This is a genomic window from Sphingomonas sp. BK580 (genome assembly GCF_014194975.1).
Lineage (GTDB): Bacteria > Pseudomonadota > Alphaproteobacteria > Sphingomonadales > Sphingomonadaceae > Sphingomonas.
Genome location: NZ_JACIAY010000005.1, coordinates 197,353 through 221,931, shown reverse-complemented (window position 1 = coordinate 221,931; position 24,579 = coordinate 197,353). Strand labels below are relative to the sequence as shown.

The 24,579-nt window shown below is 71.2% G+C and carries 18 protein-coding genes and 1 pseudogene; 17 read left to right on the top strand and 2 right to left on the bottom strand.

All coding sequences use genetic code 11. The features are described 5' to 3' along the window. Positions 1-30: 30 nt before the first annotated feature. The 4 genes and pseudogenes from FHY05_RS11535 (at position 31) to FHY05_RS11520 (ending at position 7,233) form a co-directional block, all read left to right on the top strand. A complete protein-coding gene (locus FHY05_RS11535; protein ID WP_183944534.1) occupies positions 31-1,608 on the top strand; it encodes an alpha-N-arabinofuranosidase in 1,578 nt (525 codons plus the stop codon). After that, a pseudogene (locus tag FHY05_RS11530) lies at positions 1,605-2,651 on the top strand (family 43 glycosylhydrolase); the annotation flags it as partial. The gene FHY05_RS11535 and the pseudogene FHY05_RS11530, both read left to right, overlap by 4 nt. 510 nt (positions 2,652-3,161) lie before the next feature. Next, complete coding sequence (locus FHY05_RS11525; RefSeq protein WP_183944532.1) at positions 3,162-6,068, top strand: TonB-dependent receptor; 2,907 nt, start codon at positions 3,162-3,164, stop codon at positions 6,066-6,068. Between the two features lie 64 nt (positions 6,069-6,132). Continuing rightward, positions 6,133-7,233, top strand: a complete 1,101-nt coding sequence (locus FHY05_RS11520; protein ID WP_183944531.1) for an arabinan endo-1,5-alpha-L-arabinosidase — start codon at positions 6,133-6,135, stop codon at positions 7,231-7,233. A gap of 156 nt (positions 7,234-7,389) precedes the next feature. Here FHY05_RS11520 and FHY05_RS11515 read toward each other — a convergent pair whose 3' ends face one another. Both FHY05_RS11515 and FHY05_RS22795 read right to left on the bottom strand, forming a co-directional pair. Continuing rightward, positions 7,390-8,220, bottom strand: a complete 831-nt coding sequence (locus tag FHY05_RS11515; protein ID WP_183944530.1) for an endonuclease/exonuclease/phosphatase family protein — start codon at positions 8,218-8,220, stop codon at positions 7,390-7,392. Between the two features lie 136 nt (positions 8,221-8,356). Then, positions 8,357-9,172: a cold-shock protein gene (locus FHY05_RS22795; protein ID WP_183944529.1), complete on the bottom strand. Its 816-nt coding sequence runs from the start codon at positions 9,170-9,172 to the stop codon at positions 8,357-8,359. Between the two features lie 265 nt (positions 9,173-9,437). On the opposite strand from FHY05_RS22795, the gene FHY05_RS11505 reads away from it, so the two are divergent. The 13 genes from FHY05_RS11505 (at position 9,438) to FHY05_RS11445 (ending at position 24,559) form a co-directional block, all read left to right on the top strand. Next, positions 9,438-10,058, top strand: coding sequence for a ribonuclease D (locus FHY05_RS11505; RefSeq protein WP_183944528.1), 621 nt, complete (start codon positions 9,438-9,440; stop codon positions 10,056-10,058). Beyond that, positions 10,051-10,683 (top strand): LPS export ABC transporter periplasmic protein LptC, encoded by a 633-nt coding sequence (gene lptC, locus FHY05_RS11500; protein ID WP_183944527.1) that lies wholly within the window; start codon positions 10,051-10,053, stop codon positions 10,681-10,683. The genes FHY05_RS11505 and lptC overlap by 8 nt, the downstream gene beginning before the upstream one ends. 12 nt (positions 10,684-10,695) lie before the next feature. Next, on the top strand, positions 10,696-11,244 hold the full coding sequence (locus FHY05_RS11495; RefSeq protein ID WP_183944526.1) for an LptA/OstA family protein: 549 nt from the start codon (positions 10,696-10,698) through the stop codon (positions 11,242-11,244). A gap of 173 nt (positions 11,245-11,417) precedes the next feature. Beyond that, entirely contained in the window at positions 11,418-12,212 is a 795-nt protein-coding gene (gene lptB, locus FHY05_RS11490; RefSeq protein ID WP_221191141.1) for an LPS export ABC transporter ATP-binding protein, read from the top strand. 28 nt (positions 12,213-12,240) lie between these two features. Further along, positions 12,241-13,716, top strand: a complete 1,476-nt coding sequence (rpoN, locus tag FHY05_RS11485; protein WP_183944525.1) for an RNA polymerase factor sigma-54 — start codon at positions 12,241-12,243, stop codon at positions 13,714-13,716. 107 nt (positions 13,717-13,823) lie between these two features. Then, entirely contained in the window at positions 13,824-14,780 is a 957-nt protein-coding gene (gene epsC / locus FHY05_RS11480) for a serine O-acetyltransferase EpsC (RefSeq protein ID WP_183944524.1), read from the top strand. Positions 14,781-14,782: 2 nt separating this feature from the next. Continuing rightward, positions 14,783-15,532, top strand: coding sequence for a gamma-glutamyl-gamma-aminobutyrate hydrolase family protein (locus FHY05_RS11475; RefSeq protein WP_183944523.1), 750 nt, complete (start codon positions 14,783-14,785; stop codon positions 15,530-15,532). A gap of 153 nt (positions 15,533-15,685) precedes the next feature. Then, positions 15,686-18,064, top strand: a complete 2,379-nt coding sequence (locus tag FHY05_RS11470) for a glycoside hydrolase family 127 protein (RefSeq protein WP_260181496.1) — start codon at positions 15,686-15,688, stop codon at positions 18,062-18,064. Further along, positions 18,061-19,080 carry an Ldh family oxidoreductase gene (locus FHY05_RS11465; RefSeq protein ID WP_183944522.1) on the top strand — a complete coding sequence of 340 codons (1,020 nt, stop codon included), beginning with the start codon at positions 18,061-18,063 and terminating at the stop codon, positions 19,078-19,080. The genes FHY05_RS11470 and FHY05_RS11465 overlap by 4 nt, the downstream gene beginning before the upstream one ends. A gap of 5 nt (positions 19,081-19,085) precedes the next feature. Next, a complete protein-coding gene (locus FHY05_RS11460) occupies positions 19,086-20,834 on the top strand; it encodes a DUF885 family protein (RefSeq protein ID WP_183944607.1) in 1,749 nt (582 codons plus the stop codon). Between the two features lie 76 nt (positions 20,835-20,910). Then, positions 20,911-21,825: a dihydrodipicolinate synthase family protein gene (locus FHY05_RS11455; protein WP_183944521.1), complete on the top strand. Its 915-nt coding sequence runs from the start codon at positions 20,911-20,913 to the stop codon at positions 21,823-21,825. 13 nt (positions 21,826-21,838) lie between these two features. Further along, entirely contained in the window at positions 21,839-22,837 is a 999-nt protein-coding gene (locus tag FHY05_RS11450; RefSeq protein ID WP_183944520.1) for a 4-hydroxyproline epimerase, read from the top strand. Between the two features lie 303 nt (positions 22,838-23,140). Continuing rightward, positions 23,141-24,559: an amino acid permease gene (locus FHY05_RS11445; RefSeq protein WP_183944519.1), complete on the top strand. Its 1,419-nt coding sequence runs from the start codon at positions 23,141-23,143 to the stop codon at positions 24,557-24,559. Positions 24,560-24,579 lie beyond the last annotated feature (20 nt).

Sequence of the window (24,579 nt, the reverse complement as noted above, 5' to 3'; positions counted from 1 at the left end):
GAACGCGCCGCCGACCAACGGGAGGATGGGATGAAGGCACGTCTGTTCGCGCTCACCGGCGCGCTGATGCTGGCGGCGCTCGCGCCGGTGCAAGGCATCGCGCAGGGGCCCGCCGCGCCGACCGCGACCGCGACGGTCCACGGCGACCGCCAGGGGCCGACCTACGACAGGCGCATCTTCACCCAGTTCGCCGAGCATCTCGGCGACGGCATCTACGGCGGCCTCTTCGTCGGCAACGACCGCAAGATCCCCAACACGCGCGGCTTCCGCAACGACGTGGTGGGCGCGCTGAAGGAGCTGGGCGTCCCGGTGATCCGCTGGCCGGGCGGCTGCTTCGCCGACGAATATCACTGGCGCGAGGGCGTCGGGCCGAAGAACAAGCGCCCGGTCAAGATCAACACCCACTGGGGCGGCGTGACCGAGCCCAACAGCGTCGGCACGCACGAGTTCATGGAGCTGGTCGAGCAGGTCGGCGCCGAGCCCTATATCTCGGGCAACGTCGGCAACGGCACGCCGCAGGAGATGGCGGAGTGGGTCGAGTATATCACCTCGCCCGCCGGCACGCTCGCCGACGAGCGCGCCGAGAACGGCCACAAGGCGCCGTGGAAGCTGCCCTATTTCGGCATCGGCAACGAGCTGTGGGGCTGCGGCGGCAACATGCGCCCGGAATATGCCGCCGACGTGACGCGCCGCTACGCCACCTTCGTCAAGGCGCCCGCCAACACCAAGATCCTCAAGATCGCCTCGGGCGCGAACAACGACGATTACAACTGGACCGAGGTGATGATGCGCGAGGCGCGCGGCCAGGTCGACGGCCTGTCGCTGCATTACTACACCGTGCCGGGCGGCTGGCCGCCGCGCGCCTCGGCGAGCCAGTTCGACGAGGCGGGCTGGGCCGAGACGCTCGCCGGCGCGTGGAAGATGGACACGCTGATCACCGGCCATTCCGCGGCGATGGACAAGTACGACCCCGAGAAGAAGATCTTCCTCGCGGTCGACGAGTGGGGCACCTGGTACGCGCAGGATCCCGGCACGCACCCGGGCTTCCTGCGCCAGCAGAACAGCCTGCGCGACGCTCTGGTCGCGGCGATCCACCTCAACATTTTCGCCAAGCACGCCGATCGCGTGAAGATGAGCGCGATCGCGCAGATGGTGAACGTGCTGCAGGCGATGATCCTCACCGACGGCAGCAAGATGGTGCTGACGCCGACCTACCACGTCTTCCACATGTACAAGCCGTACATGGACGGCACGGTGCTGCCGATCGAGCTCAAGTCGCCGTGGTACAACAAGGACCAGTGGGTGATGCCCGCGGTCAGCGCCTCGGCGGTGCGCGACAAGGCCGGCGTAGTGCACGTCGCGCTCGCCAACGCCGACCCGAACCGCGCGATCACGGTGCAGGCCGCGCTCGCCGGGCTCAACGCCAGCGGCGCGACCGGCCAGATCCTGACCGCGCCGGCGATCAACGCGATCAACACCTTCGACCAGCCCAACGCGGTCGTCCCCGCCGCCTTCACCGGCGCGCAGGTGGCGGGCGGGCAGCTCAACGTGACGCTGCCGGCCAAGTCGGTCGTCATGCTGACGCTGCAGTCAGCGCGGACGGCATGACGCTGCTGTCGCGCCGTCTCGTCCTCGCAGGCGGCGCCAGCCTGGCGGCGCTGCCTGCGCTGGCGCAGCGCCGGCGCGGCGCGGTGGGGGCGGCGGGCACGATCGTCAACCCGCTGGTGCGCCAGCGCGCCGACGCGCAGGTGTTCCGCCACACCGACGGCTGGTATTACATGACCGGCTCGGTGCCGGAATACGACCGGCTGGTGCTGCGCCGCGCGCGCACGCTCGCGGGGCTCTCGACCGCCGCCGAGCGCGTGCTGTGGCGGCACGAGAAAAGCGGGCCGATGTCGGGCTTCCTGTGGGCGCCCGAGCTCCACCTGATCGACGGCAAGTGGATCATGTATTTCGCCGCCGGTCCGAGCGGCGGCGGCGAGGACGTGTTCCGCATCCGCACCTATGCCGTGGTGTGCGACGGCGCCGACCCGATGACGGGCGGGTGGTCAGTGCTGGGCCAGCTCGAGACGCCGTGGGACAGCTTCAACCTCGACTCGACCAGCTTCGTCCATCGCGGCACGCGCTATCTCGCCTGGGCGCAGCGCGAGCCGGGGATCGAGACCAACTCGAACCTGTACCTGGCACCGCTCAAGACGCCGCTGACGCTCGCGGCCAGGCCGGCGCGGCTGTCGGTGCCCGAGCTCGACTGGGAGATCCGCGGCTTCAAGGTCAACGAGGCGCCAGCGCTGCTGGCGCGCAACGGCCGGCTGTTCCTGACCTATTCGGCGAGCGCGACCGACGCGCGCTACTGCATGGGGATGCTCACCGCGCGCGACGACGCCGATATCATGGACCCGCACAGCTGGGCCAAGTCGCCCGCGCCGGTGCTCAAGACCTCGCGCGCGCACCGCATCTTCGGCCCTGGCCACAACAGCTTCACCGTGGACGAGCGCGGGCGCGACATGCTGGTGTTCCACGCGCGCGACTATGAGACGATCAAGGGCGATCCGCTGTTCGACCCCAATCGCCACACGCGCGTCCAGCCGATCCGCTATGCCGCGGACGGCACCCCGTTGTTCGACCCGCCGGTCGCGAACGGGCCGCTGCCGCGCGGCTGACATCGGCGGCGGCGCGGGAGCGCGCCGCCGCCTGCTGTTTCGTCGCGGCGACCCGGGCGTCAGCTCCCCGCGCGCGGGCTACGTGACCCTCCAGCTATCCGGCCGGCGGTCTCTACCTCCCATCGCCGCGCTCGCCCAAGGCGGTGGCGCGGCTTCCATCCCGGGCGGATCCACCGCCTCGACGGACCTGCCTCGCGGCAGACGCGTGGCCGCGGCGCGTCCGACCGAGCACGCCCGACGTGAATCGCCCCCCGACCGCTCCCCCCCTGTGTAGCGCGCCCGGACGACGCATCACCGCCGACCTGTCCGACTAATGCACGTCAGTCGTCCGCGCGGATGCTCGCCGTTACGGGCGGCGGCGTCGCCGGCAGAAGTAGCTTGGTCGACTGGCATTTCTACTGACGTCATCCACAATCACCCTTGCCACCTTCTACGAACAGGCATATGTCGGAGTATTAGAAGGTGCGGTACGTGCCCGGTGTCAGCGTGAGGGAGGGGATGATGGCGATGAAGGCCGCTTTCTTGGTTTCGGTCTCGGCGGGGTCGCTGCTGCTCGCGGGTGCCGCAGCGGCGCAGGACGCGCCGCTCGCGCCTGGCACCGTCGCGCAGCAGTCCCAGCCCGCGCCCGGCGGTTCCCCGTCGGAAGACGCGGCCGGCGGCGACGACATCGTCGTCACCGGCGTACGCGCCTCGATCATCGGCGCGCTCAACGTCAAGCGCGACTCGGTCCAGATCGTCGACTCGATCGTGGCCGAGGATGTCGGGAAATTGCCCGACAATAACGTCGTCGAGGCGCTCCAGCGCGTCACCGGCGTCCAGGTCACTGACCGCGGCAACGCCGAGGCGGGCGCACTGTCGATCCGCGGTCTCACCGATCCGCTCACCACGCTCAACGGCCGGATCATCTTCACCACGACGGGCCAGTCGTTCGCGCTGCAGGACATCCCCGCCAACCTTGTCAAGCGGGTCGACGTCTACAAGACCCGCGCCGCCGACCAGATCGAGACCGGTCTCGCCGGCCAGATCGACGTGTTCACGCGGCGCCCGTTCGACTTCGACGGGTTCGCCATCTCGGCGGTGGCGCGCGGGATCTACAACGAGCAGGCCGACACGTTCAATCCGAACGTCTCGGCGCTGATCAGCGACCGCTGGGAGACCGGCATCGGCGACGTCGGCGTGCTCGTCAACGCGAGCTACGCGCGCACCAAGTTCCGCACCATGTCGGTCGCCGCCGGCGCGCAGGTGCCCTTCGCCACCGAGAACCCGCCCGCCGGGTCGGGGCTGACCCCGCTCCAGCGCATCTTCCCGCTCGCCCCCGACGCGAACAGCGCGACCGGCTTCGCTCCCGCCGCGCCCGCGCTCGGCGCCTGGTCACCTGGCACGCGCGAGGGCCTACCCTATGCGCCGGGCTCGACCATGCTCGTCAACGGCGTCGACACGCCTTACTATCTCTCGCGCGACGCGGTGTTCAGCGGCGACCTCTACGGCAAGCGGGAGCGCCCGGCGGTCAACGCCGCGCTGCAATGGTCTCCCAACGCCAGCTCGACCTACACCGCCGAGTTCTTCTGGAGCGGCTTCCGGCAGACCACGTACAACAGCCTGATGTTTTCGTTCGTCGACTGGTGGGGCAGCCTGGGCGCCAACCCCGGCTCGACGATCTCGCTCTATCCCGAGACCAACATCATCAAGACGCGCAGCGTCGGCGACGTGTTCGGCTTCAACAGCGGCGACCTGACGCGCGCGACCACCGACAGCTTCGTCTACGCGCTCAACGGCAAGTGGGACGTCGGCAACGGCAAGATCGTCGCCGACGCGGCCTATCAGACCAGCCGCAACGACACGACCTTCACCGCGATGCGGATCAACCGCGTCGCCAGCCGGATCGACGTCGACTTCAACGCGCGCGACGGCGTCCCCTCGTACAATTTCAGCGACAACGCGCTGCTGCTCGACCCCGGCCAGTGGACCGCGGGCGAGTTCTACGACAACGCCAACCGCGACACCGGCTCGGCCTTCACCGCCACGGTCGACGCCGACCAGTCGTGGGACTCGGGCTTCTTCCGCAAGATCAAGGCCGGGCTGCGCTACGACGCGCGCAAGGCGGCGAGCGAGGTACGCACCCAGGCCGCCGACGCGAACGGCGGCCTCGGCGTCAACTTCGCCACGCTCTCGGACAGCCTGCGCTACGTCAACAAGGGCTTCTTCGACGGCGAGGCCGACGTGCCGACCTCCTGGGTCAACGCCAACGGCTATTATCTCGCGAACAACACCGACGAGATCCGCCGGCTGTACCAGACCAAGTTCCCCAACATCCTCACCGCGGACCAGCTCTCGCTGACGCGCGTGTTCGACATCAGCGAGAAGACGATGTCGGCCTACATCCAGGCCGACGCCGAGCTCTCGATCTTCGGCCGGCCGCTGAGCATCGAGGCGGGCGCCCGCTACGTCGACGTCGATACCAACTTCACCTTCGTCGACCGCTACAGCGCGGGGGCGCAGCTGCGCGGCTCGCAGACCACCAGCAAGCTGCTGCCCTCGGCGACGCTGCGCTACGACATCACCGACAAGCTCCGCGCCCGCTTCAACTACGGCAAGACGCTGCGCCGCCCGGCCTTCGGCGACCTCAACCCCAATTACAATCTGACCGGCGACCTCACCAGCGTCGGCTATGGCACGGGCAGCAGCGGCAACATCAGCCTGCGCCCGACCCAGTCGACCAACTACGACCTCGGACTGGAGTGGTATTTCGACCGCGACAGCGCGCTGTACGGCACGCTGTTCCGGCGCGAGATCGACGGGCTGGTGGTCGGCGCGCGCTCGCGCGTCACGGTGCTCAACACCGGGCTCAACACCAGCAGCTTCGTCGTCAACCGGCCCGAGAACGCGTCGGACGGCGTGCTCAAGGGCGCCGAGCTCGGCTTCGTGTACTTCCCGCACTATCTGCCGAGCTTCCTCGACGGCCTGGGCGCGCAGGGCAGCGTGACGATCCTCGATTCGTCGCAGAACGTTCCCGAGTTCGACGAGGCCGGCGCGGTGGTGGGGCAGCTGCGCTCGTCCTTCTTCGGCGTCTCCGACCTCTCGTACAACGCGACGTTGGCCTATGATCACGGCCCGATCGGCGCGCGCCTCTCCTACGTGTGGCGCAAGGAGTTCCTGCAGCGCAACGAGGCGGCGCTGTTCGCCAATCCGATCGGCGTGTGGCGCCGGCCCGACAAGAGCCTCGACTTCCAGCTCACCGCCAAGCTCACCGACGACCTTGGCCTGACCTTCGATGCCACCAACCTGACCAAGGCGAAGCAGCAGGAATATTACCGCTTCGACTCGGCCGGCAACCAGGACCAGTTCAACCTGGGCACGCTGCTGATCCCGCGCACCTTCGCGATCGGCGTGCGCTACACCTTCGACTGAGCGCGCCGTCCGGCGGGCAGGGGCGACACGCCCCGCCCGCGCCACTCCAAGCGGGAGAGAGACGATGGCGAGCAGAACGAGGCGTGCCGCCACGGCACTCGCCGCCGTGACCGCGCTGCTGGCCGGTTGCGGCGGCACCAGCGGCAGCGGCGCGGCGGCGAGCGCGCCGGTGGCCGCGGCGTCGACACCGGCGGCGAGCCCGCTTCCGACACCCACGCCGATTCCGGCCCCCGCGACCGGTTCGATCGCGCTGAGCGGCGCGACCAGTCCGGTGCACGATCCCGCGATCCTCGCCGACGGTGCCCGCTATTATCTCTTCACGACCGGCAACGCCGGCGACGCCGCCGGACTGCTCGGCCTGCGCACCTCGGACGACCTGAAGGATTGGACGCTGCGCGGCGCTTCCTACACCGCGCTGCCCGGTTGGGTCGCCGCCGCCGTCCCAGGCGCATCCGGTATGTGGGCGCCCGACATCTCCAAGGCGGGCAGCGAGTACCGGCTCTATTATTCGGTCAGTACTTTCGGCAGCAATCGCTCGGCGATCGGCCTCGCCACCGCCACGGTGATCGACCCGGCCGCCCCGGCCGCGCACTGGGTGGACCAGGGGCCGGTGATCCGCTCGGACGCGACCGACGATTACAACGCGATCGACCCGAACGCCTTCACCGACGCGGACGGGCGATCGTGGCTGGTGTTCGGCAGCTTCTGGAGCGGGATCAAGCTGATCGAGCTCGATCCCGCCACCGGCAGGCGGCGCGACGGCGACACGCTGCGCAGCCTCGCCGCGCGGCCGTCTCCCGGCGCGATCGAGGCGCCGTTCGTGATCCGGCACGGCGGCTTCTACTACCTCTTCGCCTCGTTCGACTTCTGCTGCCGCGGCGCCTCGAGCACCTACAACACCGTGGTAGGGCGATCCGCGGCGCCGACCGGTCCCTATGTCGACCGCGCCGGGACCGCGATGCTCCTGGGCGGGGGCACGCCGGTGCTCGCCTCCGGGCAGGGGACGGGCGACCGCTATGTCGGCCGCGGCCATGCCGCGATCCTGCAGCGTCCCGACGGCGACTATATCGTCTACCATGCCTATGACACGCAGCGGAACGGCACGCCGACGCTGCAGATCCAGCCGCTCGCCTGGGATGTGGAGGGCTGGCCGGTGGCGCGCTAGCGTCTGATCCGCGTCATCCAAGTCGTCAGCGTGCTCCGGCGAACGCCGGAGCCCAGGGCTGCAGAAGTGACGCTCGTGGCTCTGGGCTCCTGCGTGCGCAGGAGCACCCCGCTGGCGCCCACCAGATCGATCACGCGCCGGTCGTCGCGCCGCCGCTCAGCGCAGCAGCGTGACCTTCGCGGTGACCGGGAAATGATCGGACGGGTAGACTCCGCCGGGCCGGTCGGTCACCACCTTGGTGCCGCTCGCGCGCGCGCCGTCGAGGAAAATATAGTCGATCCGCCGGTCCGCCACGCCGGTGAAGTCGTGGAAGCTCAGGCCGCCGGCGCGCTTGCCCCAGGCGTCGGTCATCTTCGCGGCGAGGCGGCGATAGGCGGCGCTGTCGGGCGTGGCGTTGAAATCGCCGGTCAGCACCACCGGCAGCCCGGGTGCGATCGTCGGGACGCGCTCGAGCAGCAGCGCGGCGGCGCGGTCGCGCGCGTCGTCGTCCCGGTCGCGGTGCGCGAGATGCGTGTCGACCAGCAGGAAGCGGCGCCTGGGATCGTCCTTCAGTGCGAACTCGCCCCAATTGGCCATGCGCGGCAGGTCGGTGCCCCAGCTCTGGCTACCCACCACCTCGGGCGTGTCGGAGAGCCAGAAGTCGCCCTGACGCAGCAGCGTCAGCCGGTCGGTGCGGTAGAGGATACCCATATGCTCGTCGGCGTGGCCGCCGCGGCGGTCGCGCCCGAACCAGCGATATTCGGGGAGCGCGGCGACCATGTCGTCGCCCTGGCGCTGGAGCAGCTCCTGCGTGCCGATCACGTCGGGATGAACGCGGCGCAGCATCGCCACCGCGGCGGCGCGGCGCGACGGCCACGGCTGTGGCCCGTCGTCCGAGGCGTAGCGGACATTGTAGGTCATCACCTTGAGCGACGGTGCGCAGCCGCCCACGAGCGCGACCAGCGCGAGCGCTGCAGCCCGGGGGGCGAGATGGTGGCGTTTGGTCATGGTAGGGCTCCCTCGCCGCCGCGATGCGCGAGCGAGCTGCCGAGGGCAAGCGCCGCGAGCGACCCGCCGCACGAACGAGAACGGCCCGCCCGGCGAGGCCGGGCGGGCCGCTTCTGTCAGCCGAAGGCCGAGCCGATCAGCTCGACGAGGCCAGGTTCACCGCGGCGTACTTGCCGCGACGATCGACCTCGATCTCGAAGCTGAGCCGGTCGCCCTCGTTGAGCGTCGGCATGCCGGCGCGCTCGACCGCCGAGATGTGGACGAACGCGTCGGGCTGGCCGTCGTCACGCTGGATGAAGCCGAAGCCCTTCATGGCGTTGAAGAACTTGACCGTACCCGTGGCCTTCTCGCCGGTCAGCTGGCGCTGCGGAGCACCGCCGCCGCGTGCGCCGCCCGGCGCGCCGCCGAAGCCGCCCTCGCGCGGCGGGGCGCGGTCGGTCACCGGCATCGGCTCGCCCTCGATCTTCAGGTCGGTCGCCGAGATGCGGCCGCCGCGATCCACCAGGGTGAAGCCGAGCGGCTGACCCTCGGCCAGGCCGGAGAGACCGGCCTGCTCGACCGCGGAGATGTGGACGAACACGTCCTCGCCGCCGTCATCGCGCACGACGAAGCCGAAACCCTTCTGCGCGTTGAAGAACTTGACGACACCCGTGCCCTCGCCGACGACCTGGGGGGGCATGCCGCGGCCGCCGCCGAAGCCGCCACCACCGCCGCCGCCGCCGAACCCGCCGCCGCCGCCGCCGAAGCCGCGACCACCGCCGCCGCCACCGAAGCCACCGCCGCCGAAGCCGCGGTTGCCGCCGCCACCGCCGAAGCCGCCGCGGTCCTCGTAGCCGAAGCCGCCGCCGCCGAAGCCGCCGCCGCCGAAGTCGTCACCGCCGCCGCCGAAACCGTCGCGCTTGTCGCGCCCACGTCCGCCGCGATTGCCGCGGCCGCCCTTGTCGTAACCCATAACCCTGTTCGTCTTCCCGGTCCGCCCGAACATTCTCAACGAGACCACGCGCAGGACGGCGAACGCGGTTCCCCGGGCGCAGATCCTAATGCGCCGCATCGCCTGTCATAGCCGAACAATCCAGCGCCGTCGAATCGTTGTGCGAGTCTTTTCTTTGCAGATGCGCCAATCACTTGCCTCTTAACCCGCGAGCGGCACCGTCTGTCGCAGACGCAACCCAACGAACGCGTTGAGCCCGCGCCGCCGCCCCGCTACAGCCGCGCGCATGGCTGTCCATTTTCACGAGGAAGATCTGCCCGGCGACGTGTTCGCCCCGGGCACCGCGATCGCGGTCGACACCGAGACGATGGGGCTGATCACCCCGCGCGACCGGCTCTGCCTGGTGCAATTGTCCGACGGTACCGGTGACGAGCATCTCGTTCGCTTCAACCCGGGCAGCGACTATGCCGCGCCGGTGCTGCGCGCCGTGCTCGCCGATCCGTCGCGCGTGAAGCTGTACCATTTCGCGCGCTTCGACATCGCCGCGATCCGCCACTATCTCGGCGTCGTGGCGGCGCCGGTCTATTGCACCAAGACCGCGTCGCGGCTGGTGCGCACCTACACCGATCGCCACGGCCTCAAGGAGCTGGTGCGCGAGCTGCTCGGCCAGGACATCTCGAAGCAGCAGCAGTCGTCCGACTGGGGCGGCCCCGAGCTGAGCGAGGCGCAGCGCGACTATGCCGCCTCCGACGTGCGCTTCCTCCACCGGCTGCGCGACGAGCTCGACCGGCGGCTGGCGCGCGAGGGGCGCACCGCGCTGGCGCAGGCGTGCTTCGACTTCCTTCCCGCCCGCGCCGAGCTCGACCTCGCCGGCTGGCCCGAGGTGGACATCTTCGCGCATGTCTGAGGTGGCGATCCGCACGCGTTCGGAGCGCCAGCGCTGGGCGCAGCCCGGCGGGCGCCACGATCGCCTGATCGCCGCCGCCAACCGCCTGCTGCCGCTCTCGATCGGCGTGCTCTTCGCCTTCCTGGTGATGGCGCCGCTGACGATGGGGGGCGACGCCTCCTTCGTGCTCGACAAGAACAAGGTCGAGGTCGCGCGCGAGCGGCTCAAGATCCAGCGCGCGCGCTATCGCGGCACCGACGCCAAGGGCCAGCCCTTCGCGCTCACCGCGGGTTCGGCGCTGCAGAAGAGCTCGGCCGAACCGGTCGTCAACATCCGCGACCTCGCCGCCGCGATCCGCCTGTCCGACGGCCCGGCCGAGATGACCGCGCCGACCGGCCGCTACGACATGGACAGCGAGCAGGTCGACGTCGCCGGGCCGATCAAGGTGCGTGGTCCCAACAATTACGCGCTCGACACGACCGACGCGGTGGTCGACCTGAAGACGCGCCGGCTGCGCTCCACCGCCGCGGTCAGCGGCACCGTTCGCCAGGGCACGTTCAGCGGGGACAGCATGCGCGCCGACCTCGAGGCGCGCACCGTCACGCTCGACGGCAATGCGCGCTTGCGGATCGACCCGAGAAAATAGAAAGAGCGCTGGATGTTGCGCCCTCTCGCCCCGGTCGCCTGTCGAGTCCCGCTGCTGGCGCTGCTGCTCGCCGGCGGCGCGGTCGCGCAGACGCGTCATAACAGCGCCGCGCCGATCGACTTCGGCGCCGATCATATCGAGCTGCAGGATCGCGCCAACCGCGCCGTGCTGGCGGGGAACGTCAAGGTGCGTCAGGCCGAGATGACGCTCGACGCGGCGCGGATGACGGTCGCCTACACCGGCCAGGTCGAGGACGGGAACCCGCAGGTGTCGCGCCTCGACGCCTCGGGCGGGGTGACGGTGACCCGGCCCGACCAGACCGCGCGCAGCACCTACGCGGTATACGACCTCAACCGCCGCGTCATCACGATGCTGGGCGGGGTGCGGCTGACCCAGGCGGGCAACACCGTCAGCGGTGGGCGGCTGACGATCAACCTCGACACCGGGCGCGCGGTGATCGACGGCTCAGCTGTGGCGGGCGGCGCCGGCGGCGCGGGCAACGTGACGCAGGCGCCGAGCGGGCGCGTGACGGGGACGTTCTCGGTACCCAAGCGGGACTGAGGTTGATGATCCTCCCCGGCGAGGGGAGGACCCAGGGTCGCCCCTCACCCCCGCCCGCGCACCGCTCGTCACGTCCCCCCTTCAAACGCCGACGCCGATCGGGCATGCACGTTCCCTGCCAACCGGCGCGTCGTTAGCGGACCGGTAACCCTGTTATGCGAGGCCTGACGGCGATGGACAGCGTCACCACCCAGCTCGACCGCGAGTCGCTCGACCAGGTCGCGCCGATCCACGAGGCGCCGGTACAGAGCGGGCTCCAGGTCGTCTCGATCGCGAAGAGCTATGACAAGCGCGTCGTGCTCACCGACGTCTCGGTCTCGGTCGGGCGCGGCGAGGTGATCGGGCTGCTCGGCCCCAACGGCGCCGGCAAGACCACCTGCTTCTACTCGGTGATGGGGCTGGTGAAGCCCGACTCGGGCCGGATCATGCTCGACGGCGACGATATCACCGGCCTGCCGATGTACCGCCGCGCGATCCTCGGCCTCGGCTATCTGCCGCAGGAGACCTCGATCTTCCGCGGCCTGACGATCGAGAAGAACATCCTGACGGTGCTCGAGCTGTCCGAGCCCGACGCCGCCGCGCGCGCCGAGAAGCTGGAGACGCTGCTCGGCGACTTCGGGCTCACCCGGCTGCGCGACGCGCCCGCGATGGCGCTCTCGGGCGGCGAGCGCCGCCGGGCCGAGATCGCGCGCGCGCTCGCGGCAGACCCGTCGATCATGCTGCTCGACGAGCCGTTCGCGGGCATCGACCCGATCTCGATCGCCGACATCCGCGACCTCGTCTGCCAGCTCAAGGAGCGCGGCATCGGCGTGCTGATCACCGACCACAACGTGCGCGAGACGCTCGACATCGTCGACCGCGGCTACATCATCTACGACGGCAAGGTGCTGTTCACCGGCAGCCCCGAGGAGCTGGTGCGCGACGAGAACGTGCGGCGCCTCTACCTGGGCGAGAGCTTCACCCTGTAATGTCGACGCGCCGCGGACCCGTGATCCCGTGAGCCTCGCCCCGCGCCTCGACCTGCGCCAGTCGCAGTCGCTGGTCATGACGCCGCAGCTCCAGCAGGCGATCAAGTTGCTGGCGCTGAGCAACCTCGAGATCGAGGGCGTGATCGCCGAGGAGATCGAGCGCAACCCGCTGCTCGAGTCGACCGCGCCCGCGGACGACAGCGTCTCCGCGGCACCCGAGACTGTCGAGGCGCCGCGCGACGAGCCCGCCGGCGCCGACGAGCTGGTGATGGCGGGCGAGGGGGCGGGCGAGTCGCTCGACGTCGACATCGCCGCCGAGCGGTTCGACGACGGCCCGAGCGAGTCGGCCGCCGAGCGGATCGGCGACCTCGGCCCGGGCAGCGGCAGCGGCGAGGCGATCGACTTCGACTCCTTCGCCGACACCAGCGAGAGCCTCGCCGACGTGCTGCTCGCCCAGGCGGGCGCGACCTTCGACGCGACCGATCTCTTCGTCGCGCGCGCGCTGATCGACCAGATCGACGAGGCCGGTTATCTCCGCGCCGACCTGCACGACGTCGCGCAGCGGCTCGGCGTGCCGCTCGCGCGGGTCGAGGCGGTGCTCGCCGAAATCCAGCGCTTCGAGCCGACCGGCGTCGGCGCGCGCGATCTCGCCGAGTGTCTCGCGATCCAGGCGCGCGACGCCGACCGCTACGACCCGATGATGGCGCGGCTGCTCGACCATCTCGACCTGCTCGCGCGCGGCGAGCTGGCGCGGCTCAAGAAGATCTGCCGCGCCGACGACGAGGACATGGCGGACATGATCCGCGAGCTGCGCGGCTATGATCCCAAGCCCGGCTTCCGCTACGGCGGCGACCCGCCCGCGCCGGTGATCCCCGACCTCACCGTGACTCGCGCGCGCGGCGGCTGGGCGATCGAGCTCAACGCCGCGACGCTGCCGCGCGTGCTGGTCAACAAGAGCTATTACAGCGAGCTGGCCGGCGGCGCGCAGGATCGCGCGGGCAAGACCTGGCTGGCGGAGAAGCTCGCCAGCGCCAACTGGCTGGTGAAGGCGCTCGACCAGCGCCAGCGCACCATCATCCGCGTCGCCACGGAGATCGTCCGCCAGCAGGAGGCCTTCTTCCTCCACGGCGTCGCACACCTGCGCCCGCTGACGCTGCGCCAGGTGGCGGACGCGATCGAGCTGCACGAGTCGACGGTCAGCCGGGTCACCAGCAACAAATATCTCAGCTGCGCGCGCGGCCTGTTCGAGCTGAAGTATTTCTTCACCTCGGCGATCGCCGCGGCGGACGGCGGCGACGCGGTCTCGGCCGAGGCGGTGAAGAGCGCGATCCGCGCGCTGATCGCGGGCGAGGGCGACACGATCCTGTCCGACGACACGTTGGTGGAGCTGCTCAACGCCAAGGGCTTCGGGATCGCACGCCGCACGGTCGCGAAATATCGCGAGGCGATGGGGATCGGCAGCTCGGTGCAGCGCCGCCGCGCGCGCGCGTTGCAGCGCGCCTGACCGATGCGGCGCGCGCGAACCTCCTCGCCGCGCAAGAAAAGCTTGGATCACCTACTTGCGTGGTGGAGTATGAGTCGCGGCTCGGACGAGTTGGCGAGAGGCGAGGCATGAGCGACGGGGCGGCGAACGGGGCGGGTGAGGGCTCGGCGATCGCCGCCGCGGTGCTCGCGCTGCGCGCCGCGCGCGACGACTGGCGCGCCGGTCACCCGGCGGAGGAGGCGCGCACCTTCCCCTCGCGCGCGGCGCTGGAGCGCGTGGTCGAGACGCTCGCCGCCGCGCTCTTCCCGCGCCGGCTCGGCCAGTATCGCGGCGCCGCGGGCGAGGAGGACGGCTTCGTCGCCGCCAAACTGCTCGCCGCCGCGGCCGAGCTGGAGCGCGAGGTCGCGGCCGAGCTCGGCTATTGGCAGGCCGAGGCGCGCAGCGGCGCGTTCGACCCCGAGCAGGCGGCGACGATCGTGCGGCTGTTCCTCGCCGCGCTCGGCGAGGTGCGCCGGCTGATCGACAGCGACGTCGCCGCCGCCTTCCTCGGCGACCCGGCGGCGCGCAGCGCGGACGAGATCCTGGTCTGCTACCCCGGCGCGATCGCCAGCCTGCACCACCGCATCGCGCACCCGCTCTACCAGCTCGGCGCGCCGATCACCGCGCGGCTGATCTCCGAGATCGCCAACGAGCGCACCGGGGTCGACATCCATCCCGGGGCGACGATCGGTGCGCACTTCTTCATCGATCACGGCACCGGCGTGGTGATCGGCGAGACCGCGATCATTGGCGAGCGGGTGCGGCTCTACCAGCATGTCACGCTCGGCGCGCGCACCCCGCTGGCGGATGCCTCGGACCACCCGCGCGAGCGCTACGCGCGCCACCCGATCGTCGAGGACGACGTGGTGATCTACGCCGGCGCGACCATCCTCGGCCGCGTCACGATCGGGCGCGGCGCGATGATCGGCGGCAACGTCTGGTTGCTCGAGGACGTGCCGCCGGGACGTACCGTCGCGCAGCCCGTCGCGCGCGTGCTGGCGCCCGCCGACGGCGAGCGCTGGCGCGACGGACTGGCGGGAGACTGAGCATGGCGTCGCGGCGGCCGCTGATCGGTGTGTTGTGCTGCAACGAGGTGGCGCATCGCCCCGTGCAGGCGGTGGCGAGCCGCTTCGTCCGCCCGCTCGCCGCGGTCTCGGGCGCGACCGTGCTGCTGGTGCCCGCGCTCACCGGCGCCAACGACGCGGCCGCGCTCGCCGCGCCGCTCGACGGGCTGCTGCTGACGGGCTCGCGCTCGCACGTCGCGCCCGAGCGCTACGGCGGCACGCTCGACCTGCCGCCCGAGGCGCTCGACCGCGAGCGCGACGAGGTGGCGCTGTCGCTCGCGGACGCGATGATCGCCGCGGGCAAGCCGGTGTTCGGCATCTGCCGCGGGTTGCAGGAGATCAACGTGCTGTTCGGCGGCTCGCTCTCGGCCGACCCGTGCTGCGGCCGCCATCTCCGCGGCGGCAGCTGGACGCAGCGCGACTATGCCGAGCTGTTCGCGCTGCGCCACGACGTCAGCCTCGCGCCCGAGGGTCGGCTGGCGCGGGCGACCGGCGAGCGGCAGCTGACCGTCCACTCGGTCCACGAGCAGGCGATCGATCGGCTCGGCGGCGGGTTGCGGGTGGAGGCGCGGTCGAGCGACGACGGCGTGATCGAGGCGGTCGCGGCGCCGGGCTGCGGCGCGGAGGTGCTGGCGGTGCAGTGGCATCCGGAGTGGGACGTCGACTCGAGCGCGGGCAGCCGCGCCTTCTTCGCGCTGATCGGCGCGGCGCTGCGCGGCGAGCGCGTACACTGACCAGAAATCCTTCCCGCGAGCGGGGAGGATCCGAGAGGTAACGAGGAGAGAGCAGCTCCGACGGTGCTTCATCCGTATACGATTCTGTTGCACCCATCACCGCTCCGTGACACACTCCCCTCACGCCGCCTGACCAGTCGACGAGGAGAGACCATGCCGAGCACGACCCGTCGCGACCTGATGGCGGGCGCCGCGACGCTGGCGCCGCTCGCACTCCTGCCGGTTACGGCCTCCGCCACGCCCGAGCAGCGCGTCGTCCGCGCGCGGCCGCTGCCGCTCGCCGACGTTCGCCTGGCGCCGTCCGACTTTCACACCGCCGTGGAGGTCAACCGCGCCTATCTCCACCGGCTCGAGCCCGATCGGCTGCTGCACAACTTTCGCACCTATGCCGGCCTGCCCGCCAAGGCCGAGATCTACGGCGGCTGGGAGAGCGACACGATCGCGGGCCACACGCTCGGCCATTACCTCAGCGCGCTCGCGCTCACCTGGGAGCAGACGGGCGACCCCGAGCTGCGCCGCCGCGCCGACTACATCGTGGCCGAATTGGCGACGGTGCAGGCCAGGCGCGGCACCGGCTATGTCGGCGCGCTCGGGCGCAAGCGGAAGGACGGTACGATCGTCGACGGCGAGGAGATCTTCCCCGAGATCGTGCGCGGCGAGATCCGGTCGGGCGGGTTCGACCTCAACGGTTCCTGGTCGCCGATGTACACCGTCCACAAGCTCTTCGCCGGGCTGCTCGACGTCCATGCCGCCTGGGGCAACGCCGTCGCGCTGCTCGTCGCCACCGGGCTCGCCGGCTATTTCGAACGCGTCTTCACCGCGCTCGACGCCGCGCGGCTGGAGGAGGTGCTCGGCTGCGAATATGGCGGGATGAACGACAGCTACGCCGAGCTCCACGCGCGCACCGGCGACCAGCGCTGGCTGCGCATGGCAAGGCTGTTCTACGACCATCGCGTGCTCGACCCGCTCGCCGCGGGCGAGGACAAGCTCGCCAACCTTCATGCCAACACGCAGGTGCCCAAGCTGGTCGGCCTCGCGCGGATCCACGAGGTGAGCGGCGGTGATCCCGCCAAGGCCGAGGCCGCGCGATTCTTCTTCGAGCGGGTCACGCGGCACCACAGCTACGCCATCGGCGGCAACGCCGACCGCGAGTATTTCTTCCAGCCCGACGCGGTCGCGCAGCACGTCACCGAGCAGACCTGCGAGCATTGCAACACCTACAACATGCTCAAGCTGGCGCGGCACCTCTGGTCGTGGCAGCCCGACGGCGCGCTGTTCGACTTCTACGAGCGCGCGCACCTCAACCACGTGATGAGCGCGCAGGACCCGGCGACCGGCGGCTTCACCTACATGACCCCGCTGCTGAGCGGCGCGGCGCGCGATTACTCGACCACCAGGGACGACGTGTTCTGGTGCTGCGTCGGCTCGGGGATGGAGAGCCACGCCAAGCACGGCGAATCGATCTTCTGGGAGGGCGACGACGGCACCTTCTACGTCAACCTCTACATCCCCGCCGAGGCGCGCTGGGCGACCCGGCGCGGGAGGGTGACGCTCGCGACGCGCTACCCGTACGAGGGCGAGGCGGTGCTGCGCTTCGCCGAGCTGCGCGGCGGTACCTTCCCGGTGGCGCTGCGCGTGCCCGGCTGGGCCGGCGACGGCGCGCGCGTGACCGTCAACGGCGCGGCGGTCACGCCGACGCGGGCGCGCGGCTACGCGATCGTGGAGCGCCGCTGGAGAGCGGGCGACACGATCGCGCTGACGTTGCCGCTCGCGCTGCGGACCGAGAGCGCGCCGGGCGATCCCGACACGATCGCGGTGTTGCGCGGGCCGCTGGTGCTCGCCGCCGACCTCGGCCCCGCCGAGGGCACGTGGGACGGCGCCGATCCCGCTCTGGTCGGCGCCGACGTACTCGCCGGCTTCGCGGCCCGCGACGCCGCCGCGGCGCGCTACGCCACGCGCGGCGTGGTGCGGCCCGGCGACACCGACTTCGTCCCCTTCTACCGTCAGTATCGGCGGCGCAGCGCGGTCTATTTCAAGCGCTTCACCGACGCGGGCTGGGCCGAGGCGGAGGCCGCCTACACCGCCGAGCAGGCGCGGCTGCGCGACCTGGCGGCGCGCTCGGTCGACGTCATGTTCCTCGGCGAGATGCAGCCCGAGCGCGACCACCAGCTGGCGAGCGAGCTGAGCTACCCCGTCACCTATCGCGGGCGGCAGGGCCGCGACGCGCGCTCGGGCGGCTATATCGAGTTCACGATGAAGGTGCGGCCCGGCCCCCTGGTGCTCCAGGCGAGCTACTGGGGCGGCGAGCGCGCGCGCGATTTCGACATTCTGGTCGACAACGTCAGGGTCGCCACCCAGCACCTCGACAACGACCAGCCCGGCGCCTTCATCGAGCGCGACTATGCGCTGCCGCCGGGGCTCACCGCGGGCAAGAGCAGCGTCCGCGTCAAGTTCCTGCCGCACGACCGCAGCAGTGCCGGGCCGGTGTTCGGCGTCCGCCTCTACACCGCGCGCGCGGGCACGGCGGCGTGAGCGACACGGTCCGACTGTCGCTCGACGAGGTGCGCGCGCTCGCGCGCGCGACGCTGCGTACGGTCGGGCTCGCGCCCGCGCACGCCGAGGCGGTGGCCGAGACGATGGTCGCGGGCGAGCGCGACGGCTGCGCGAGCCACGGCCTCTATCGGCTGCTCGTCGCCGCGCACAGCCTGCGCAGCGGCGCGGTCGCGCGCGACGCGGTGCCGCGGGTGAGCGAGCCCGCCGCCGCGCTGGTGCGGGTCGACGGTGGGGGCGGCTTCGCGCAGCTCGCCTTCGCCGCGGGGCGCCCGCTGCTCGAGGCCAAGGCGCGCGCGGGCGGGATCGCGGCGCTGGCGCTGACCGAGGTGGTGCATTTCGCCGCGCTCTGGCCCGAGGTCGAGACGCTGGCCGAGGCGGGGCTGGTCGCGCTGGCGATGACGCCGAGCCACGCCTGGGTCGCGCCGGCGGGCGGGACGCGCCCTGTGTTCGGTACCAACCCGATCGCCTTCGGCTGGCCGCGCCCGGGCGCGCACCCCTTCGTCTTCGACTTCGCCACCAGCGCGGTGGCGCGCGGCGAGATCGAGCTGCACCGCCGCGCCGGCCGCGCCATCCCCGACGATTGGGGCTATGACGCGGAAGGGCGGCCCAGCACCGATCCGGCCGCGGTGCTGGCGGGGGCGATGCGTACCTTCGGCGAGCACAAGGGATCGGCGCTGGCGGCGATGGTCGAGCTGCTCGCTGGCCCGCTGATCGGCGAGATGACCAGCGCCGAGTCGCTCGCCGCCGACGCGGGCCGGGGCGCCTCGCCGCGCGGGGGCGAGCTGATCGTCGCGCTCGATCCGGCGGGCTTCCTCGGTGCCGCCGCGGCCGAGCATCTCGCGCGCGCCGAGGCGCTGTTCGCCGCGATACAAGGGCAGGGCGCGCGGCTCCCGTCGGCACGCCGCCATGCGGCGCGCGCGCGGGCCGAGAAAGAGGGTGTGCTGGTGCCGGCCGCGCTCTACGCCGACATCATCGCGATCGGGGAGGTTGAGTGAGGCAGATGTGGGCGGCGCTGCTGGGCGCGACGATGATGGCGGCGGCGACGGCGACGGCGGCGCCGCGGGCGGGGAGCGCCGACGCGACGCTGCGCCAGCTCTACACCGACGAGTACAGCTGGCGGCAGCAGCAGATGGCCGCCGACGAGGACAGCCGCCGCGAGGCGCGCGCGCACCTGCCCGACGTCGGTCCGGCGGCGCAGGCGGCGCGGCTCAAGCGCTGGGCGGACACCGCGGCGCGGCTGCGCGCGATCCATCCCGCCGATCTCTCGCCCGCCGAGCGGGTCAATTACGCGGTCTATCGCCAGCAGATCGACGCGCTCCTCAACGAGCAGCGCTTCCGCGACTATGAGAAGCCGCTCACCGCCGACACCAGCTTCTGGGGCGACGTCGCCGCCGCGGCGCGCGACCCGCTCGCGAACGAGAAGGAGTATCGCGCCTATCTGTCGATGCTCGGCGAGTTGCCGCGCTATTTCGACCAGCAGATCGCCAACATGCGCGCCGGGCTCCAGCGCGGCTTCACCCCGCCCAAGGTGACGCTGGCAGGGCGCGACATCGGCGTCGCGCAGGTCGTCGAGGCGAAGTCGACCGCGGACAATCCCTTCTACGCGCCTTTCGCCACGATGCCGCGGCAGATCCCGGCGGCGACCCAGGCCGAGCTGCGCCGCGCCGGCGAGGCGGCGATCCGCGACTCGGTGCTGCCGGCGCACCGCAGGCTGCTCGCCTTCCTGCGCGAGGAGTATATCCCTGGCGCGCGCACCGCGCTGGCAGCCTATGACCTGCCCGACGGCAAGGCCTATTATCAGTCGAAGGTGGCGGAATATACGACGCTGCCGCAGAGCCCCGAGCAGGTGCACGCGATCGGGCTGGCCGAGGTCGCCAAGATCCGCGCGCGGATGCTGGAGGTGATGGCGCAGGTGAAGTTCCAGGGCGGCCTGCCGGCCTTCCTCACCTTCCTGCGCACCGACCCGCGCTTCTATGCGACCACGCCGCAGCAGCTGCTCGACCGCGCCGCGTGGATCGCCAAGACCTTCGACGGCAAGGCCGCACGCTATTTCGGGCGGCTGCCGCGCAGCCGTTTCGCGATCAAGCCGGTGCCCGCCGATGTCGCGCCCTTCTACACCGCGGGGCGCGGCGGGCCGGGCGTGTATCTCGTCAACACCTACGACCTGCCCGCGCGCTCGCTCTACGCCATGCCCGCGCTGACGCTGCACGAGAGCGCGCCCGGCCACGCCTTCCAGATGCCGCTCGCCGCCGAGAACAAGGACCTGCCGCCGTTCCGCCGCGACACCTATCTCTCGGTCTACGGCGAGGGCTGGGCGCTCTATTGCGAGACGCTGGGCGAGGAGATGGGGATGTATGAGACGCCCTATGACCTCTTCGGCATGCTGAGCTATCAGGCGTGGCGCGCGTCCCGCCTGGTGGTCGACACCGGCATCCATGCGATGGGCTGGAGCCGCGAGCGCGCGCAGGCCTACCTCCGCGACAACACCGCGCTGTCCGACCACGAGGTCACCACCGAGGTCGACCGCTACATCGCCTGGCCGGGGCAGGCGCTCAGCTACTACACCGGCCAGCTCGCGATCCAGCGCGCCCGCGCCCGCGCCGAGCAGGCGCTCGGCCCCAAGTTCAACGTCAAAGCCTTCCACGATGCGGTGCTCGCGCTCGGCTCGGTGCCGGTGAGCGAGATCGACCGCCGCGTCGACCAGCTGATCCGCGACGGCGGACGCGGCCCGTACCCCGACGAGGAGTAGTCTGACAGGTTGCGCTCACGCGATCTACTTAGTATACGATCTACGTCTGAGAGAGAATAAGAGGGCGGTGTCGGCGATGGCGATCGGTTGGAAGGGCGTGTTCCCGGCGGTGACGACCCAGGTACGCGAGGACCTCGCGCTCGACCTGTCGGACACGCAGCGCGTGGTCGACGAGCTGATCCGCGACGGCGTCACCGGGATCATCGCACTGGGCACCGTGGGCGAGAACAACTCGCTCGACTACGACGAGAAGGTGTCGGTTCTGTCGGCCATCGTCGAGGTGGTGAAGGGACGCGTGCCGGTGATCACCGGCGTCTCCGAGTACGACACACGCCGCGCGGTGCGCTACGCGCAGGCGGCGGAGAAGGCCGGGGCGGACGGCCTCATGCTGCTGCCGCCGATGGTCTATGTGCCCAAGCCGGACGAGCTGGTGGCGCACTTCCGCGGCGTGGCGGAGCGCACCGCGCTGCCGATCATGCTGTACAACAACCCGCCGGCCTATCGCACCGTGATCGACCGCTACGTGCTCGAGCAGCTCGTGCCGGTGGAAAATATCGTCGCGGTCAAGGAATCGGCGCCCGACACGCGGCGCTTCACCGACTTCCGCAACGATCTCGGCGACCGCTACGTGCTGTTCGCCGGCCTGGACGACGTCGCGCTGGAGGGGCTGTACCTCGGCGCGCAGGGTTGGGTCTCGGGCCTGACCAACGCCTTTCCCAAGGAGTCGGTCGAGCTGGTCGCGGCGTTCGAGCGCGGCGATCACGCCAAGGCGCTCGAGATCTACCGCTGGTTCATGCCCTTGCTCCACCTCGACGCCGAGCACGACCTCGTCCAGTCGATCAAGCTCGCCGAGCAGGTGATGGGGCGCGGCTCGGAGCGCGTGCTGCCGCCGCGCTACGTGCTCACCGGCGAGCGCCGCGCCGAGGTGATCGCGATGGTCGAGCGCGCCGCCGCGACGCGCCCGACGCTGTCGCTGCCTGCCGCGGCCTGATAGCGTCGGCGGCATGCGCCACACCTTCTTCTGCATCGACGGCCATACCGCGGGCAACCCGGTGCGGCTCGTCGCCGGCGGTGCGCCGCTGCTGCGCGGCGCCTCGATGTCGGAGCGCCGGCAGGACTTCCTCGCCCGCTACGACTGGATCCGCACCGGGCTCTGCTTCGAGCCGCGCGGGCACGACATGATGTCGGGCGGCTTCCTTTACCCGCCCACCACCGCCGACGCCGACGTCGGCATCCTGTTCATCGAGACGAGCGGCTGCCTGCCGATGTGCGGCCACGGCACGATCGGGATGATCACCTTCGGGCTGGAGCACGGGCTGATCCAGCCCGCGGCGCCGGGGCGGCTCAAGGTCGAGGTGCCCGCGGGCGTGATCGACATCGCCTACACGGCCGCGGGCGAGAAGGTGACCTCGGTCCGCATCACCAACGTGCCCAGCTATGTCGCGGCGCGCGGCGTGGAGGTCGACGTCGCCGATCTCGGCCGGCTCAGCGTCGACGTCGCCTATGGCGGGAATTACTACGCGATCGTCGAGCCGCAGGGAGGCTATGCGGGGCTCGACGCGATGGGGGCCGACCGGCTGATCGCGGCCTCGCGACTGGTGCGGGCGGCGGTGCGCGAGAAGGTCGAGCCGGTCCACCCGCTCGACCCGACGATCCGCGGGGTCAGCCACGTGCTCTGGGCCGACCGCCCGCGCGGCAACGACGCCGACGGGCGCAACGCGGTGTTCTACGGCGACAAGGCGATCGACCGCTCGCCGTGCGGCACCGGCACGTCGGCGCGGCTCGCGCATCTCGCCGACCGCGGCGACCTAAGGGTCGGCGACCGCTTCGTCCACGAGAGCTATATCGGCAGCCGCTTCACCGGGCGGGTCGAGGCGGCGACGACGCTGGGCGACATGCCGGCGATCGTCCCCTCGATCGAGGGCTCGGCGGTGGCGACCGGCTTCAACACGATCTGGATCGACCGCGAGGACCCGTTCTGGGCTGGGTTCCAGGTGACGTGAAGAGGGCGGACTCGCTTCCGTCACGCCGGGCGAGACACGGTTCGGTGTTCGCTGCGTCGCCACTGCGACGGCGCATCGAGCGCTACACGGATCGGACGCGACTTGGGTCGAAGCGCCGCGATCCCGCGAGCGCGGGAACCCAGGGCCAGGCAGAACGACGACCGGCGACCTCTTCGCCTCCTACGCTTCCGCGTGCGCGCGAGACCATGAGTGGGGCGCGGGCGTCGACCGAGCTCGTGCCGACGAGAAGGCGCGTCCCGACCCGCCCCCCGCCGCACCCACCCGCGTAGGAGAACGAGCCGCATGCTGGGCCAGCGCAAGTCACTCGCCGACGTGACCCGGCATGAGGAAGGCCGCGCGCTCGCCAAGACGCTGTCCTGGCCGCACCTGATCGCGCTCGGCGTCGGCGCGATCGTCGGCACCGGCATCTACACGCTCACGGGCGTCGGCGCCGAGCGTGCCGGCCCGGCGGTGATCCTCGCCTTCGCCATCGCCGGTGCGGTCTGCGCCTGCGCCGCGCTGGCCTATGCCGAGCTGGCGACGATGATCCCGGCCGCGGGCGGCGCCTACACGTTCAGCTACGCGGCGTTGGGCGAGACCGCCGCGTGGGTGGTCGGCTGGAGCCTGATCCTCGAATATTCGCTCGCCTGCTCGACCGTGGCGGTGGGATGGTCGGGCTATCTCGTCGGCTGGATCCAGTCCGCCGGCGTCACACTGCCGCCGGCGCTGCTCGCCGGGCCGCACGGCGGCGGGCTCGTCAACCTGCCCGCGGTGGCGGTGGCGCTCGCCGTCATGGGGCTGCTCGTCGCGGGCACGCGCGAGAGTGCGACGCTCAACATCGTCCTCGTCGTGGTCAAGCTCGCCGCGCTGGCGGTGTTCATCGTCTTCGCGCTGCCCGCGTTCGATCCCACCAACCTGCATCCCTTCATGCCTTACGGTTTCGCCGCGGCGGAGAGCGGCGGGCACAAGCGCGGCGTGATGGCGGCGGCGGCGATCGTCTTCTTCGCCTTCTACGGCTTCGACGCGGTGGCGACCTCGGCCGAGGAGGCCAAGCGGCCCGGGCGCGACCTGACGATCGGGATCGTCGGCTCGATGCTGGTCTGCACCGCGATCTACATGGCCGTGGCGGTGGCGGCGATCGGCGCGCTGCCGTTCACTCGGCTGGCGAACTCGCCCGAGCCGCTCGCGCTGGTGCTGCGCTCGCTCGGCCAGCCGCTCGCCGGCCATCTGATCGCGCTCGCCGCGGTGATCGCTCTTCCCTCGGTGATCCTGGTGATGATGTACGGGCAGAGCCGCATCTTCTTCGTGATGGCGCGCGACGGACTGCTGCCGCGCGGGCTCGCCACGGTGAGCGTGCGCAGCGGTGCGCCGACGCGGATCACGCTGCTGACCGGGGTGGCGATCGCGGTGGTGGCGGGGCTGTTCCGGCTCGACGAGATCGCCGAGCTGGCCAATGCGGGGACGCTGCTCGCCTTCATCGCCGCGGGCGCGTGCCTGATGGTGCTGCGCCGCACCGCACCCGACGCGCCGCGGCTGTTCCGCTGCCCGCTGCCCAACGTCGTGGGATCGCTCGCCATCCTCGGCTGCCTCTACCTGCTGTGGAGCCTGCCGAGCGCGACGATCGCGCGCTTCCTGCTGTGGAATGCCGCGGGGTTGCTGTTCTACCTGGCCTACGGGCGGACGCGCGGCCTTCGGCGCACGGCCGCGGCGCGCCGGCCCTAACCCACGTAGAGAAACGACGC